Origin of the sequence: Streptomonospora wellingtoniae (assembly GCF_031845375.1) — a bacterium.
Taxonomy (GTDB): Bacteria; Actinomycetota; Actinomycetes; order Streptosporangiales; family Streptosporangiaceae; genus Streptomonospora; species Streptomonospora wellingtoniae.
In genome coordinates, this window is record NZ_JAVREK010000025.1 from 40,368 (window position 1) to 54,966 (window position 14,599).

Annotated in this window: 13 protein-coding genes and 1 pseudogene; 8 read left to right on the plus strand and 6 right to left on the minus strand. The window is 72.9% G+C overall.

From position 1 onward, the window contains the following. Nucleotides 1-263: 263 nt before the first annotated feature. The 3 genes from mshD to RM446_RS20315 form a co-directional block, all read right to left on the minus strand. Nucleotides 264-1,271 (minus strand): mycothiol synthase, encoded by a 1,008-nt coding sequence (gene mshD / locus RM446_RS20305; protein WP_311546968.1) that lies wholly within the window; start codon nucleotides 1,269-1,271, stop codon nucleotides 264-266. Between the two features lie 110 nt (nucleotides 1,272-1,381). Continuing rightward, nucleotides 1,382-2,542 carry a hypothetical protein gene (locus tag RM446_RS20310; protein WP_311546970.1) on the minus strand — a complete coding sequence of 387 codons (1,161 nt, stop codon included), beginning with the start codon at nucleotides 2,540-2,542 and terminating at the stop codon, nucleotides 1,382-1,384. A 266-nt stretch (nucleotides 2,543-2,808) separates the two neighbouring features. Continuing rightward, on the minus strand, nucleotides 2,809-3,576 hold the full coding sequence (locus tag RM446_RS20315) for a winged helix-turn-helix transcriptional regulator (protein WP_311546971.1): 768 nt from the start codon (nucleotides 3,574-3,576) through the stop codon (nucleotides 2,809-2,811). A 107-nt stretch (nucleotides 3,577-3,683) separates the two neighbouring features. Here RM446_RS20315 and RM446_RS20320 point away from each other — a divergent pair, with 107 nt between their 5' ends. From RM446_RS20320 to RM446_RS20355, 8 genes and pseudogenes are all read left to right on the plus strand, one after another. Beyond that, nucleotides 3,684-3,944, plus strand: a complete 261-nt coding sequence (locus RM446_RS20320; protein WP_311546972.1) for a MoaD/ThiS family protein — start codon at nucleotides 3,684-3,686, stop codon at nucleotides 3,942-3,944. Nucleotides 3,945-3,988: 44 nt separating this feature from the next. Beyond that, nucleotides 3,989-4,249, plus strand: a pseudogene (locus RM446_RS20325) (glutaredoxin family protein); the annotation flags it as partial. Nucleotides 4,250-4,491: 242 nt separating this feature from the next. Next, a complete protein-coding gene (locus RM446_RS20330; RefSeq protein WP_311546973.1) occupies nucleotides 4,492-5,184 on the plus strand; it encodes a redox-sensing transcriptional repressor Rex in 693 nt (230 codons plus the stop codon). A 106-nt stretch (nucleotides 5,185-5,290) separates the two neighbouring features. Next, entirely contained in the window at nucleotides 5,291-6,760 is a 1,470-nt protein-coding gene (locus RM446_RS20335; RefSeq protein WP_311546974.1) for a glutamyl-tRNA reductase, read from the plus strand. Between the two features lie 2 nt (nucleotides 6,761-6,762). Next, entirely contained in the window at nucleotides 6,763-7,704 is a 942-nt protein-coding gene (hemC, locus tag RM446_RS20340) for a hydroxymethylbilane synthase (RefSeq protein ID WP_311546975.1), read from the plus strand. A 167-nt stretch (nucleotides 7,705-7,871) separates the two neighbouring features. After that, the gene (locus RM446_RS20345) at nucleotides 7,872-9,557 is read left to right on the plus strand and encodes a bifunctional uroporphyrinogen-III C-methyltransferase/uroporphyrinogen-III synthase (protein WP_311546976.1); all 1,686 of its coding nucleotides are present in this window, start codon (nucleotides 7,872-7,874) and stop codon (nucleotides 9,555-9,557) included. Nucleotides 9,558-9,572: 15 nt separating this feature from the next. Then, complete coding sequence (gene hemB, locus RM446_RS20350) at nucleotides 9,573-10,556, plus strand: porphobilinogen synthase (RefSeq protein ID WP_311546977.1); 984 nt, start codon at nucleotides 9,573-9,575, stop codon at nucleotides 10,554-10,556. Between the two features lie 97 nt (nucleotides 10,557-10,653). Beyond that, nucleotides 10,654-11,322 carry a bifunctional DNA primase/polymerase gene (locus tag RM446_RS20355; RefSeq protein WP_311546978.1) on the plus strand — a complete coding sequence of 223 codons (669 nt, stop codon included), beginning with the start codon at nucleotides 10,654-10,656 and terminating at the stop codon, nucleotides 11,320-11,322. A gap of 68 nt (nucleotides 11,323-11,390) precedes the next feature. Here RM446_RS20355 and RM446_RS20360 read toward each other — a convergent pair whose 3' ends face one another. From RM446_RS20360 to RM446_RS20370, 3 genes are all read right to left on the minus strand, one after another. Continuing rightward, complete coding sequence (locus RM446_RS20360) at nucleotides 11,391-12,227, minus strand: alpha/beta fold hydrolase (RefSeq protein WP_311546979.1); 837 nt, start codon at nucleotides 12,225-12,227, stop codon at nucleotides 11,391-11,393. Nucleotides 12,228-12,331: 104 nt separating this feature from the next. Then, nucleotides 12,332-13,057 carry an HAD-IA family hydrolase gene (locus RM446_RS20365; RefSeq protein WP_311546980.1) on the minus strand — a complete coding sequence of 242 codons (726 nt, stop codon included), beginning with the start codon at nucleotides 13,055-13,057 and terminating at the stop codon, nucleotides 12,332-12,334. 1 nt (nucleotide 13,058) lies between these two features. Beyond that, a complete protein-coding gene (locus tag RM446_RS20370) occupies nucleotides 13,059-14,492 on the minus strand; it encodes a sodium:solute symporter family protein (RefSeq protein WP_398695587.1) in 1,434 nt (477 codons plus the stop codon). Between the last annotated feature and the right edge of the window lie 107 nt (nucleotides 14,493-14,599).

Genomic DNA, 14,599 nt, shown 5'->3' on the forward strand with positions numbered 1-14,599 from the left:
ATTGGGCGAGCCCAGTCGATGACCTCGCCAAATGCGAAGGTAGGCACGCGAAGTGACCAGATCTCCCAAGTAGGGTGAACGCAGGGTGAACTGGGGCGTGAGACTGCACGAAGGAACGGCGGATCGCCGATGGCTATGGGGTGAACCGCATTCAGGTCACGCCGACACGCCGAGTGTGATCAGGAAGCATCACCGCGGATGTGCGACCCATCACCCTGTGTTTGCGGCATCGCAGGTAGAAGCGGGTGTGCGGTGCGCTCGGCTCATTGTGCGGCGTACATCACATCGGCGTCCCAAACGGAGAACCCCAGCGACTCGTAGAGCCGGACGGCGGCCCGGTTCTCCTCGTCGACGTAGAGCAGGACCCACGGCAGGCCGCGTTCGTGCAGGTGGCGCAGGCCGACGAGCGTCAGCGCGCGCCCCAACCCGGTGCGCTGCCAGGCCGGGTCGACTCCGACCGCGTAGACCTCGCCCACCGCCTCGTCGGCCAGCCCGGCGCCGTCGGCGTGCACCTTGGTCCAGTGGAACCCGGCCATGGCCCCCGTGGCGGTGTCCTCGGCGACGAAGAAGCCCGCGGGGTCGAACCAGTCCTCTTCCTCGCGCTCGCGCAGGTCCGCGAGGGTCATTCCGCCCTGCTCCGGGTGGTCGGCGAACGCGGCGGCGTTGGCCTTCAGCCAGGCTTGCTCGTCGTCGCCCGGCCGGAACGTGCGGACCACGACCTGGCGGCCGACGGCGTCGGGCAGCACCGGCTCGTGCAGCGCCGCGCCGCCGCGGGGCTGCGCCTCGGCAGGACCGCGCTCGTCGCTGCGCATCCGCTTGCGCATCTTCAGCAGCCCGCGCACCTGGGTCCAGCCCGCTGTGCGGGCCAGCGCCACGGCGCCCTCCGTGCGGCCGTGCGCCCATACGCGCAGCCCGTCGCGGGGTGCGTCGTCGGCCAGCGAGCGCAGCAGCGCGGCGCCGTTCCCGCGGCGCCGCGCCTGGGGCGCGACCACCAACTCGGCGGAGTCGGGCTCGCCGTCGGTGCGCGCGGCGAAGGCGAAGCCCGCCAGGCCCCCCGCCGGACCGCCGCCGGCGGCGGGGTCGGCGGTCGAGGGCGCCTCCGCGGCCAGGTGGAAGCGCGCGGCTCCAGCGGGTGCGCCGCGCCGGACCCGCAGCAGGGTCTGCTCGGAGAGCGGCGCCACACCGTCGTGCGCGCCGGCCGCCTCGGCCAGAGCGACGACGGCCGCGGCCTCATCGGGCGACAGGGACTCGGTGGTGCGCACGTGGGTCATGGCACGAGCCTAGTCCCGGGGCGGCCGAGCGCGCGGCCCGCCCGGCGGGTGGGAACCTCTGCGGCGCGTCCGCCGAGCGGGGATCGATCCGGACCGGCGGCCCGCGGCGGTCAGTGCCTGCGGCGGCGGCCCTTGTAGGTGCTCGGGCCGATGCGCACGCGCCGGGAAGGGGCCAGCGGCGTGGAGAACAGCAGCAGCAGGACCAGGAACAGCACGAGCACGGCGGGCGTGACCATCGAGGCGGGGGCCTGCTCGCGCGCGGCGACCTCGGTGGTGCCTGCGGAGTCGCGCTCGCCGGGCTCGACCGAGGGCAGGTCGGCCAGAGGGCCGTCCTCCGAAGGGGAGTCGAGCCCGGGCAGGTCGGGGGCGCCTGTGGGAAGCTCCGGCAGGTCGGCCCCGGCGCCTGCGCCGGGGTCGGATTCGCCGCCGGTGCTCACCGGGCTGTGCGGCGGGGCCGTGGCGCCGCCGCCCCCGGATCCCCCGGAGTCGCTCCCGGAGGAGCCGTCCGATCCTCCGTTCGAGGAGCCGCCGCCACCGCCGTCGCCGGATTCCGGCTCCGGGCCGCCGCCGTCACCGTCCTGGTTCCCGCCCGTCGCGCTGGAGGTGGGGCCCGGGCCCGTGGGGCTGGGGGAGGGGTCGGCGGAGCCGGTCGGTGAGGGGTCGGCGGAGCCGGTCGGTGAGGGGTCGGGCGAGCCGGTCGGTGAGGGGTCGGGCGAGCCGGTCGGCGAAGGGTCGGGCGAGCCGGTCGGTGAGGGAGTGGGTTCGGGGTCGGGCGACGTGGTGGGAGAAGGGTCGGGCGACTCCGACTCGACGGTCACCGCGAATGCGTCCTGGGTGGTGGACTTCAGCAGTTCGTCCGGCTCCTCGGGGCAGGGCGCGTTCTCCTCGACCTCGGTGTAGGCGATCGACGCGCGGACGTCGGCCTGCTTCCCGGTCTGTCCGCTGATCTCAGCGGTGGCGGGGGGCGTCGCCCGGTCGGGGCCCGAAGCCGAAAAACCGGCGTTGCTGAGGATCAGGTCGTACAGGCAGACCGTGCCTTCGGCATCGCCCGGATCGATGCGCAGGACGGTCTCGGCGGTCTCGCCGGGTTCGACCGCCACCGCCGCGGGGTCGAAGGAGAGCACGGGCGCTGCGGGGTCGGAGGCGGCCGCGGCCGGGCCGGGCAGTCCCACCAGGCCGGAGCCGACGAAGAGCGTGCCGAGGGGGATCGCGGCGGCCAGGCGCAACGGCAGGGCGTAGCGGGCGGGCGGGAGCCGCTTTCCGCTGGGCATGGGCGTGGCCTCCTTGGTCGGGACGCCGCGGTGGCGGAGATCGGCACGGTGACCACGGGGAGCATGGGAGCGGTCACTGCACGCCGACTGCCTCGCATCCTAAACAATCGGGAGCGTCGGGACGAGACCGGTGCGGCGACGATTCACGGCGCGTCCGCAGGTTCCGGGCACGGCCGGGCGCATCGGCCACGCCGTCCGCCGGCGCCCGTCCGCGTCCCGTGCCGCCGCCCGCCGGGCGGCGGCACCGGGCGCACGCCGCCGCCCGGTCAGCCGTGGGGCGCGGCCGCAGCGGCGGCGTCCTCCTCCGGATGCGCCGCGGTCTCCGCTCCCGTCGACGAGCGGGCCGCGGTGTCGGGCACGAAGCGGTAGCCGACGTTGCGCACGGTGCCGATCAGCGACTCGTACTCGCTGCCCAGCTTGGCGCGCAACCGCCGGACATGCACGTCGATGGTGCGTGTGCCGCCGAAGTAGTCGTAGCCCCACACCTCCTGGAGTAGCTGCGCGCGGGTGAAGACCCGGCCCGGGTGCTGGGCGAGGAACTTCAGCAGCTCGAACTCCTTGAACGTGAGGTCGAGGATGCGGCCGCGCAGGCGGGCGATGTAGGTGGCCTCGTCGATGACCAGGTCGCCGCGGCGGATCTCGTCGGGGTCGTCGGAGCCGACGTCGGCCTGGCCGACGGCCAACCGCAGCCGTGCCTCCACCTCGGCGGGACCTGCCGTGGTGAGCAGGAAGTCGCGCACCTGCCAGTCGGGTGTGAGCGCGGCAAGGCCGCCCTCGGTGAGGACCGCGATCAGCGGGCAGTCGAGCCCTGTGGTGTCGAGCAGGCGGCAGAGGTTGCGCGCCGATGCGAGGTCGCTGCGGGCGTCGACGAGAATGGCGTCGACGGGCTGGTTGGACGAGCGGTCGGGCCCGGTGGTGAGCAGCGCCCCTGCCTCGGCCGGCGAGACCCGGACCGAGTGCAGCAGCAGTCCGAGGGCGGGCAGAACATGATCCGACGGTTCGTTGGAGTTCGTGAGTAGGAGCAGATGACTCATGCGTCTCTTCCCGTCAACCCGCGCAATGCGGTGGTCGAAGGCCCCATTGCCCCCGGCGGAGAAATAATGAAGTGATTGCCTCCGAGACCAACAAGGATAATCAACCGATGGCGAACGGAACCATCCGGTACTGGGCCGCGGCCAAAGAAGCCGCAGGAAAGTCCGAGGAGCCGGTGACCGGTTCGACCCTGGCCGAAGTGCTGGAGTCGGTGCGTACCGCCCATAGCGATGACGAGCGGCTGCTGCGGGTGCTCGACCGCTCGTCGTTCGTTGTCGACGAATACCCCGTGGGCGCGCGTCCACACGCCGGAGTGCCGCTGAACGAGGGATATGTCATCGAGGTGTTGCCGCCCTTCGCCGGCGGCTGAGCGCCGGCGGGATCGCGGACACAGTGGCGAGAAGGGAGAGGGGAATGGCCGATGGCGCGGGCGGCGCGGCCGCCGGGCGCACGGTGACCATGCTGGGCAGGTCCGGCTGCCATCTTTGCGATGAGGCGCTCGGGGTCATCGAGCGCGTCTGCGCCGAGGTGGGCGCCTCGGTGGAGGTGCGCGACCTCGACGCGGCACCGCAGGCCGAGCGCGACGACTACTGGGACAAGATCCCGGTGACCTTCGTCGACGGCGCTCGGCACGACTTCTGGCGGGTCGACGAGCGGCGGCTGCGCGAGGCGCTGACCCGCGCGTACGGCCCGCCGGCGGCGGAGTCCCGTCTGCGTACAAGCCCGGGGAGGTGGGCCGACACGGTCCCTCCCGAGGGCTGGCACCCCACTTTGTGCGCGTATTCACAAGGGCGTAATCTGAGGGCGCAAGTCCAGTCCGGCCGGGGATGGCGACCGAGCCCGCGGGGCCGCCGCGGCCCATGGCGGCCGGGCCGTTCGATCCGGCAGCGACGATCGCCGTCCAGGAGCGCACGCCAGTGACCCCCCCTGAACCACGGCCCCGCGAGCGGGGAATCCCGGAGGCGACCGTCGCACGCCTTCCCGTGTACCTGCGCGCGCTCCAGGCGCTCGACGACCGCGGCATCCTCACGGTCTCCTCCGAGCACCTGGCGGAGACCACCGGCGTGAACTCGGCCAAGCTGCGCAAGGACCTCTCGCACCTGGGCTCATACGGGACCCGCGGCGTCGGATACGAGGTCGAGTACCTCATTTATCAGATATCGCGTGAGCTTGGTCTCACCCAGGACTGGTCGGTGGCCATCGTCGGAGTCGGCAACCTGGGCCGCGCACTGGCCAACTACGGGGGGTTCGGTACCCGCGGGTTCCGCATCGCGGCCCTGCTCGACGCCGATACCGGCGCGCTCGGGGACACCGTGGCGGGGCTGTCGGTCGGGCATATCGACATGCTGGAGGACGTTGTCGGCAGAGAGAACGTCGCGATCGGGGTGATCGCGACGCCGGCGGGGGCGGCCCAGGAGGTCTGCGACCGCTTCGTCCAGGCCGGAGTGACCAGTGTGCTCAATTTCGCGCCGGTGGTACTCAATGTGCCTCCGGGCGTCGATGTGCGTAAGGTCGACTTGTCGATCGAGCTGCAGATCCTGGCCTTCCACGAACAGCGCAAGGCCGACGGATACGCCGGCCTTGACCCGTTCGGGAAGGGACCTGCGTGAACGCGGCGGATCCGGGGGCAGCAGGGCCACAGCAGAGGGCGCGCCCGCTCGTGCGGGAGGCGCCGCAGGTACGGAGCAGCGCGATGCAGCCCGCATTGGAGTGCAGATGAGTGTCCTCGCCGTAGGAGTGAGCCACCGAAGCTCACCCGTGGCGCTACTGGAGCGCGTCGCCTTGGAGGGGCAGGCGCGGCTGAAGGTCATGTCCGAGATGGCCTCGGCGCCCTCGGTCAACGAGGTGCTGATGGTCTCGACGTGCAACCGCACCGAGATCTACGCCGACGTCGAGAAGTTCCACCCGGCCATGGCGGCTGTCACCGAGCTCCTTTCCTGGCACACCGGCGTCCCCCTCAGCGAACTGACCCGGCACGCCTACGTCCACTACGAGGAACGCGCCGTCCAGCACCTCTTCTCCGTCACCTGCGGGCTGGACTCCATGGTCGTGGGCGAGGGCCAGATCCTCGGCCAGGTGCGCAACGCGATCAAGGACGCCCAGCAGGCCGGCACCCTCGGCCGCGTCCTCAACGACCTCGGTCAGCGGGCGCTGCGTGTGGGCAAGCGCGCCCACACCGACACCCACCTCGACCACGCCGGCGCCGACATGGTCGGCCTGGGCCTGGACGTCGCGTTGCGCCGGATCGGCGCGCCCGCCCCCGAGGCGGCCTCCGCGTCGGAGGCAGCGGCCGCCGCCTGCCCCGCCGCGGGCTTCGCCGAGTCCGGCGACCCCGCCGACGAGGTCGGCGCCGCGACGCCGCACCCCCGACCGCTGACCGGCCTGCGTGTGCTCGTCCTGGGCGCCGGGTCGATGAGTGCGCTCGCCGCCAACACCGTGGCCCGCCAGGGTGCCGGACAGGTGACCGTCGCCAACCGCACGCACGAGCGCGCCGAGCGCCTGGCCGAGTGCCTGACCGAGGCCTACGAGCCCATCCGCAGCCGCGCCGTGCCCTTCGACTCCGCAGCCGAGGTCCTGTCCGACGTCGACCTGGTGATCTCCTGCACCGGCGCCCAGGGGCTCGTGCTCGACAGCGAGGGGGTCGAGCGGGCCCGATCCACCGCGCGCCCGCTGGTGTTCCTGGACCTCGCGCTGCCCCACGACATCGATCCCGGCGTGCGCGAGCTGGCGGGCGTCGACCTCGTCGACATCGAAGACCTCCGCCAGGCGGTCGCCGAACGCGGCGACGAGTCGGCCGAGCGCGCGGGCGTCATCTCGCTCGTGCGCGGGATCGTCGACGAGGAGGTGGACGAGTACCAGAGCGTGCGCCGCGCCGAGCTCGTCGCACCGACCGTTGTGGCCCTGCGCGACAAGGCCCGCACGCTCATGGAGTCGGAGTTGAGCCGCCTGGAGGGCCGCCTGCCCGAGCTCGACGACAAGACCCGCGGCGAGGTCACCTACGCCATGCGCCGCGTCGTCGACAAGCTGCTCCACCAGCCCACCGTGCGTGTGAAGGAGCTGGCCGCCGGCCCCGACGGCCATTCCTACGAGGCCGCGCTGCGCGAGCTGTTCGACCTCGACCCCGCCACGGCCGACGCCGTCAGCCGCGTCGAGCGCACGCCCGGCGAGCAGGGGCGGGAGGGGTGACCGTGAGCGACCGCCCGGCCCGTCTCGGCACTCGCCGCAGCCCGATGGCCACATCCCAGTCGCAGACCGTGGCCGACGCCGTCACCGAGCGCACGGGCAGGCGGGTGGAGCTGGAGCTGATCACCAGCTACGGAGACGTCACCCAGGCCCACCTCACCCAGCTCGGCGGCACCGGCGTCTTCGTCAACAGCCTGCGCGAGCAGCTGCTCTCGGGCGGCATCGACTTCGCGGTGCACTCTCTCAAGGACCTGCCCACGGCCCCGGCCGAAGGGCTCGCGCTCGCCGCCATAACCGATCGCGACGACCCGCGCGACGCGCTCTGCGCCCGCGACGGACGCAAGTTCTCCGATCTGCCCTCCGGCTCGGTCGTCGGCACCGGCTCGCCGCGCCGCGTCGCCCAGCTCGCGGCGCTGCGCCCGGACCTGACCTACGTTCCCATCCGCGGCAACGCCGGGACCCGCCTGGGCCGGATCGCCGAGGGCGAGGTCGACGCCGTCGTGCTGGCCTACGCCGGGCTGGCGCGGGTCGGCCGCCTCGACGACGCCACCGACGTCTTCGGGCCCGAGCAGATGCTTCCGGCCCCCGGCCAGGGGGCGCTCGCGGTGGAGTGCCTGGCTTCCCGCGCGGACGGCGACCTCGCCTACCTCGCCGCCGTCGACCACGCCGCCACCCGTGCGGCCGTCACCGCCGAGCGCACGGTGCTGGCCGAGCTGGAGGCCGGCTGCGCCGCCCCCGTCGGTGCCTACGCCGAGGTCCACGACGGCAGGCTGCGTCTGCGCGCCGCCGTGGTGGCACCCGACGGCAGCGAGGAGGTGCGGCGCGAGCGCTCGGTCGACACGGGCGGCGACGCGGTCGCGGCCGCGTCCTCACTGGGGCGCGAGCTCGCCCGCGAGATGATCGGCGAAGGGGCCGACCGGATCGTCGCCGACGCGGCGGAGGGTTAGCGGCCGAGGAACGAGAGGACGAGAGTAGGAGTCCGCAGGGCACCACGCGGGCCGTGCCGCCGCAGCGCGGGGACGGCGCCGCCCGACCGGCCCCCGGCGACGGGGCGGCCCTGCGGCGCGGCGCTCCACGCGGGCGCCGGAGGGCAAGAGCAAGGAGCGATCGCACAGTGAATCCGCAGAGTGGTAACGAGGAGCCGCCGCCGAACGGATCGGGTCCGACCCGGCGCGGGCACGTGGCCCTGGTGGGTGCGGGTCCGGGCGATGCCGAGCTGCTGACTCTGCGGGGCGCGGCGGCGCTCGCCAAGGCCGACGTCGTCGTCAACCTGCGCGAGCCCGGCCCCGAGCTGGCCAAGCACCGCGAGGCCCTGCTGCGGCACTGCTCCGAGGACGTCTCCGTCATCGACCCGGCCGAGTGCGGCGGCGAGATCGACGCCGTCGCCGTTGGCCACGCCCGCGAGGGCAAGCGGGTGGTACGGCTCTACAGCGGCGACCCGCTGCTGGGCTGCCGCGGCGCGGACCTCGCGTCGGCCTGCCGCCAGGCCGGCGTCGAGTACGAGATCGTGCCGGGGCTGTCCGCCGCCACCGCCGTCCCCGCCTTCGCCGGCGTCCCGCTGCTGCCCGAGGACATCGGCGAGGCCCGCATCGTCGACGGGCGCGACACCGGCCTCGACTGGGAGCGCCTCGCCCACGGCGACGCCAGCCTCGTCGTGATGTTCCCCGACGCTCCCGACGGCACCGACGCGCGCCACAGCGGGCCCGGGCTCGAGCGGCTGTGCAAGACGCTCATCGCCGCCGGCAAGCCCGCGAGTACCCCGGTCGCCGTCGTGCGCATGGGATCCACGACCGAGCAGACCACGGTCTCCTCGACGCTTCAGCGGCTGACCGCCGACATCAAGGCCGCCGACGCCAAGGGCCACAACGTCACCGCCCCCGCGCTGTTTCTGATGGGCAAGGGTGTGACCGGCGACAAGGAGCCCTCCTGGTTCGAGGGTCGCCCTCTGTTCGGCTGGCGGGTGCTGGTGCCGCGCACCAGAGAGCAGGCCTCCGGGCTGGCCGACCAGCTGCGCGGCTTCGGTGCGGTTCCCGAGTCGGTGCCCACCATCTCGGTCGAGCCGCCGCGCACGCCTCAGCAGATGGAGCGCGCGGTGCGCGGCCTGGTCACCGGCCGCTACCAGTGGGTGGCGTTCACCTCCGTCAACGCCGTCAAGGCGATCAAGGAGCGCTTCGAGGAGTACGGCCTCGACGCCCGCGCCTTCGCCGGGGTCAAGGTCGCCGCCGTCGGCGAGCAGACCGCGGCGTCGCTGCGCGAGTTCGGCATCCAGCCCGACCTCATGCCGCCGACGGAGAGCCAGTCCGGCGCTGGACTGGTCGAGGTGTGGCCGCCCTACGACGCCGAGCTCGACCCGATCGAGCGGGTGCTGCTGCCGCGCGCCGACATCGCCACCGAGACCCTGTCGTCGGGGCTGTCCGGCCTCGGCTGGGAGGTCGACGACGTCACCGCCTACCGCACCGTGCGCGCGGCGCCCCCGCCCGCCCCGGTCCGCGAGGCGATCAAGGGGGGCGGCTTCGACGCGGTGCTGTTCACGTCGTCCTCAACGGTGCGCAACCTCGTCGGCATCGCCGGCAAGCCGCACAACACCACGGTGATCGCGGTCATCGGCCCGGAGACCGCTAAGACGGCCCGGGAGTTCGGGCTGCGTGTGGACGTCACGGCGCCGAAAGCCTCGGTTTCGGCCCTCGCGGAGGCTCTGGCGGAGTACGGTGCGGCACAGCGAGCCGAAGCCGTCGCGGCGGGCAAGCCCGCTCTCAAGCCCAGCCAGAAGCGCCGCGGTCGGCGCCGCAAGACCGTGTGACCAGGGGAGCTTAGGATGAACGCCCAGTACCCGGTGGCGCGCCCGCGCCGCCTGCGCCGCACACCGGCACTGCGCCGGCTGGTCGCCGAGACCCGCGTGCGGCCCGAGGAACTCATCCTGCCGATGTTCGTCAAAGAGGGCATCAGCGAGCCCAACCCCGTCTCGTCCATGCCGGGGGTCGTGCAGCACACCCGCGACAGCGTGCGCAAGGCAGCCCGGGAGGCAGCTGAGGCCGGCGTCGGCGGGATCATCCTGTTCGGCATCCCCGAGTTCAAGGACGAGCGCGGTTCGGCGGCCGACGACCCCGGAGGGGTGGTGCAGCGGTCCCTGCGCGACCTCTCCTCCGACCTCGGCGGAGACGTCGTCGTCATGGCGGACCTGTGCCTGGACGAATACACATCGCACGGGCACTGCGGGCTGCTCACCCCCTCCGGAGAGGTCGACAACGACGCCACCCTGGAGCGCTACGCCGCGATAGCCGTGGCCCAGGCGGCCGCCGGCGTGGACGTCGTGGGCCCCAGCGGGATGATGGACGGCCAGGTGGCCGCCATCCGCGCGGCGCTGGACGGAGCCGGCTACACCGACGTCGCGATCCTCTCCTATGCCGTCAAGTACGCCTCCGCCTTCTACGGACCGTTCCGCGAGGCGGCCGAGGGGGCGCCGCAGTTCGGCGATCGCAGCGGCTACCAGCAGGACCCCGCCAACGCCCGCGAGGCGCTGCGCGAGGCGGAGCTGGACATCGCTGAGGGGGCCGACATGGTCATGGTCAAACCCGGGCTGGCCTACCTCGACATCGTCGCCGCCGTGGCCGACCGGGTGGACGTACCGGTGTCGGCGTACCAGGTCAGCGGCGAGTACGCGATGATCGAGGCGGCCGTCGAGAAGGGCTGGCTGGACCGCGAGCGGGTGATCTTGGAGACGCTGCTCTCCTACCGCCGCGCAGGTGCCGGGCAGATCCTGACCTACTGGGCGACCGAGGCCGCACGATTGCTCCGCTGAGCGGGGGACACACCGTTTCCCCCGGATCGCGGTCGAGGCCGGGGATGCGGGAAGCACCACGGGAATCGACCGGCGATCAGACGAACGGGGAGCAATCGTGGCGGAGGTCCTGCAGCGGCGTAGGCGCCGGCGCTCGTCGGACGGCATGCTCAGTGCGGCGCTGAGCTACGCGGCCCTGGGATGGCCGGTGTGCCGCGGCGCGGCGCCGTCGGGGTCGAGCGGGCGTGCCTGCGGCTGCGACCGCGTGGGCTGCCCCGACCCCGGAGCGCACCCGGTCTCGGCGACGTGGGGGCTGGAGGCCACCACCGACCGCGAGGTCATCACCCGGTGGTGGAGCGCCGCGAGCGGCGCCAACGTCATCCTGCCCACCGGCCGGGTCTTCGACGTCTTCGACGTGCCGGCGGGTGCAGGCGTCATGGCACTGGCCCGGATGGGGCGCGCGGGGCTGCAAGCGGGTCCGGTGGCCGCCGTCGACGCCCAGCGCTACCTGTTCTTCGTGGCGACGCGCTCGCCCGCCGACGAGGACGAGTGGTGGTCCTGCCACCTGGACTGCGTACCGGAGAGCATCGAGGAGACCCCCGGGCTGCGCTGGCACTGCCGCGACAGCTACGTGCTGGCCGCCCCTTCGCGGCTTCCCTCGGGCAACCCCGTCGCCTGGATCCGCGCACCGGAGGCACCGGACGCCGCCGGCGCGCCGTCGCTGCCCGACCCCATCGCCGTGCTGGACATCCTCTCCGACTCCTGCGAGGAGTTCCTGCCGTCCTAGGTCGGGGCGGCCGACCGCTGCGGCGGGCCGGCGCCGGGCGCGGCGGCCCCGCGCCCGGCACCCGCGGATCACCGGCCGAGGAACCCCAGGAGGGCGTCGTTGACCTCAGCGGTGTGTGTGGTGAGCAGCGCGTGCGGCGCGCCTTCGATCTCGATGTAGCGTGCGTCGGGCAGCGCCCTCGCGAAGCGGCGCCCGGTGGCGTCGATGGGCAGGGTGCGGTCGGCGGTTCCGTGGACGATCAGGGCGGGCACGTCGATCCGGCGGATGTCGGCGCGGAAGTCGGTGGGCCAGGTCAGCGGGGCGGCGGCCGCGGCGATGGGCCCGGAGCCGGCCGCGACGTTCCACGCGTTGCGGACGGCCTCTTCGCTGACGCGGTCGCCGAGGTTCTCGTCGAGGTTGAAGAAGTCCTGGTAGAAGCCGGTGAAGAAGGCGTAGCGGTCCTCCTTGGCCGCGGCGGCGACACCCTCGAAGAAGGACATGGGGGCGGCGCCGTCGGGGTTGTCGTCGGTGATCGCTAGGAACGGCTCCAGCGAGGCCAGGAAGGCGGCCTCCGCCACGCGCGCGGAGCCGTAGGAGGCCAGGTAGCGGGCGACCTCGCCGGTGCCCATGGAGAACCCGACCAGGGCCGCGTCGCGCAGGTCGAGGGTCTCCAGGAGGATGTTCAGGTCGGCGGCGAAGGTGTCGTAGTCGTATCCGGTCGCGGGGCGGCTGGACTTGCCGAAGCCGCGCCGGTCATAGGTGACGACCCGGTATCCGGCGTCCAGCAGGTCCGGTACCTGTCCTTCCCAGGAGTCGCCGTCCAGCGGGTAGCCGTGGATCAGCACCACCGGCCGACCGGATCCCTTGTCCTCGTAGTGGAGTTCGATGTCGGTGCTGTTCTCACTGCCGACCTTGATGCGTCCCATGGTGATCGCCCCTCCCGGGTGTGCGGCGTGTTCACTCCAGGGATACAGGAATGTGCGGCGGGTAGTCCGGACGGCTCGTTCCCCGGCGTGTGCCGCCCCGGCCGCTACGCGTGCTGCCGGTCGGCCTCGTCGGCGAAGGCCGCCATGGAGGGGAACTCGGCGTCGTAGCGCCACTCGTCGGCGGGCTCGGGAGTGGCTCCCCAGCCGGGCCGGTCGTGGCGCCGGTTGATCCACACCGACGCGAGCCCTCGGCGGCGGGCCGGCACATGGTCGTGGAAGAGGCTCTGAGCCACGTGCAGAAGCCGCTCGCGCCCACAGCCGAGCTCGTCGAGCACCGCGTCCAGCGCCTCGAAGTGGGGGTCGGCGGGCTTGTAGGCGCCGACGTCCTCGGCCGTGACGATCCGGGTGAAGCCGCCGCGCAGGTGCTTGTCGCTGCCGGAGAACCCCTCGCGGTGCACGTTGCTCACGATCACCAGGTCGTAGTGGCGGCGCAGCCGCGCCAGGGCCTCGGCCGAGTCGCAGAAGGCGGGCCAGTCGCCGACCGAGCCGCCGAGCCTGCGGGCCCAGTCGCGGCCGACCTCGGCGCCCGCGGAGGATCCCGTGCGGACGAAGGACTCGGCGAGCACGTCGGGGTAGAGCCACGCCGGGTGCTCGCGCATCACCGCCGCCTCGTGGCCGGCGTAGCTCTCCAGCAGCTCCTCGCCGCCGTGGTCCAGGCCCTGCTCGCGGGCCCAGTCCGCCAGGACGGCGGTGATGCCCTGCTCCCAGTCGATGAGCGTGCCGTAGCAGTCGAAGCTCAGGACGCGGAACGCGGTCAGGTCGAGGGTCATCTCAGTCCTTCGGGTCGGCGGTTTCGGCGTCGGCGGCCATCTCGGTCCGAGGGACACCGCTGTCGGGCAGCACGAGGCTGACCGCGACCAGCGTGACCAGCGACACCGGCAGGGAGACGAGCACCGAGTTCACGCCGTAGGGCTGCCCCAGCTGCTCCCACACGATGGTGACGACGGTGCTGAGAAGCATGGCGGTCAGCGCGCCCCACTTGCTGGCGCGCCGCCACAGGAAGATCGCCAGGACGGGCGGTGCGAGGGCCACGCCGTAGACGGTGTAGGAGTACATCTGCAGCTCCAGCACCGTCGGGAAGAACCGGCCGAGCACGTAGGCCACCGCCCCGATCCCCAGCACGGCCAGGCGGTGGACCAGCAGCCGCCGCCGGTCGTCCATCTGCACACCGAGCAGCCGCCGGGTCACGTCGTAGACGACGTTTCCGGCGCCGGAGAGCAGGAACGAGGAGCCGGTGGTGATGATGAAGGCCAGTGCGCCGGCCAGCAGCAGGCCGCCCATGAGGACGGGCAGGTACCCTTCGCCGGCGAGCGACAGCACCGCGGAGTCCGGCTCGATGCCGGGCATCAGGACGAACGCCGCCGAACCCAGCAGTGCGACCGGCACGGTCACCAGGAAGCTGGACAGGAAGAACCCGCCGGTCGACCTGCGCGCCTCGGCCCCGTCGCGGGCGGCGCCGAGCCGCTGGTACATGTTCTGGTCGGCGAGGATCAGCAGGAACAGCGGCAGGAAGTAGCCGAGCAGCTGCAGTGCGCCCAGGCCGCCGCTGAGGGTCCGGTAGTCGTCGGGCAGGTCCCGCCAGTACTCGCCGACGCCGCCGAGGTCTGTGCCGAGCACCAGCGGAAGTGCGGCGAGCAGGCACGCCACGATGATCAGCGCGGACAGGAAGTCGCTCCAGGCGACCGACTTCAGGCCGCCGCCCACCGCCAGGAAGGTCACCAGCAGCGCCACGACCACGGCGCCCTGCTCGGGGGAGAGCGGCGTGATCACGCTGATGATCTGGCCGCCGCCGGTGAACTGGTAGGCGGTGATGCCGGTGTAGGCGAGCACGGTGATGACGGCCGCGATCATCCGGACCGATACGCCGTAGCGGCGCTCCAGCAGTTCGGGGACGGTGTAGGCCGCCCCTTGGCGGATGCGGCTCGCCAGGCCGTAGAGCACGGCGATGCCCACCGGTGTGCCCGCGAGGAAGAAGATCGAGGCGAGGGGGCCGTAGCTGTAGGCGAAGCTGGCACCGCCGATGATCGTGCCCGAACCCACCCACGTGGCCAGCAGCGTGCCGATCATGACCGGGCGCGGCAGGTTCCGGCCGGCGAAGACGAAGTCGTCCCCGGTGGAGACCTCCTTCGAACGGCTGAACCAGGCGCCGATCCCCACCATGAGGAGCAGGTAGAGAACGAGAACGAGCACATGGGTCGTCTGCATGGACGCCTCCGGGGCGGTCGAAGGACGGCCGGGCGGGCGCGTGACCCGGCTGGCCAGGGGGAACCCGTCGTCGGGTGGAGCCATGAAACCCGCTCCGACCGCCAGAA

What these genes read in the sequence shown, in the direction of transcription:
- RM446_RS20320 (WP_311546972.1), top strand. Translation starts at nt 3,684, where the DNA reads ATGGCGAACGGAACCATCCGGTACTGGGCCGCGGCCAAAGAAGCCGCA.
- mshD (WP_311546968.1), bottom strand. Translation starts at nt 1,271, where the DNA reads ATGACCCACGTGCGCACCACCGAGTCCCTGTCGCCCGATGAGGCCGCG.
- RM446_RS20365 (WP_311546980.1), bottom strand. Translation starts at nt 13,057, where the DNA reads ATGACCCTCGACCTGACCGCGTTCCGCGTCCTGAGCTTCGACTGCTAC.
- RM446_RS20360 (WP_311546979.1), bottom strand. Translation starts at nt 12,227, where the DNA reads ATGGGACGCATCAAGGTCGGCAGTGAGAACAGCACCGACATCGAACTC.
- RM446_RS20370 (WP_398695587.1), bottom strand. Translation starts at nt 14,492, where the DNA reads ATGCAGACGACCCATGTGCTCGTTCTCGTTCTCTACCTGCTCCTCATG.
- RM446_RS20335 (WP_311546974.1), top strand. Translation starts at nt 5,291, where the DNA reads ATGAGTGTCCTCGCCGTAGGAGTGAGCCACCGAAGCTCACCCGTGGCG.
- RM446_RS20310 (WP_311546970.1), bottom strand. Translation starts at nt 2,542, where the DNA reads ATGCCCAGCGGAAAGCGGCTCCCGCCCGCCCGCTACGCCCTGCCGTTG.
- hemB (WP_311546977.1), top strand. Translation starts at nt 9,573, where the DNA reads ATGAACGCCCAGTACCCGGTGGCGCGCCCGCGCCGCCTGCGCCGCACA.
- RM446_RS20315 (WP_311546971.1), bottom strand. Translation starts at nt 3,576, where the DNA reads ATGAGTCATCTGCTCCTACTCACGAACTCCAACGAACCGTCGGATCAT.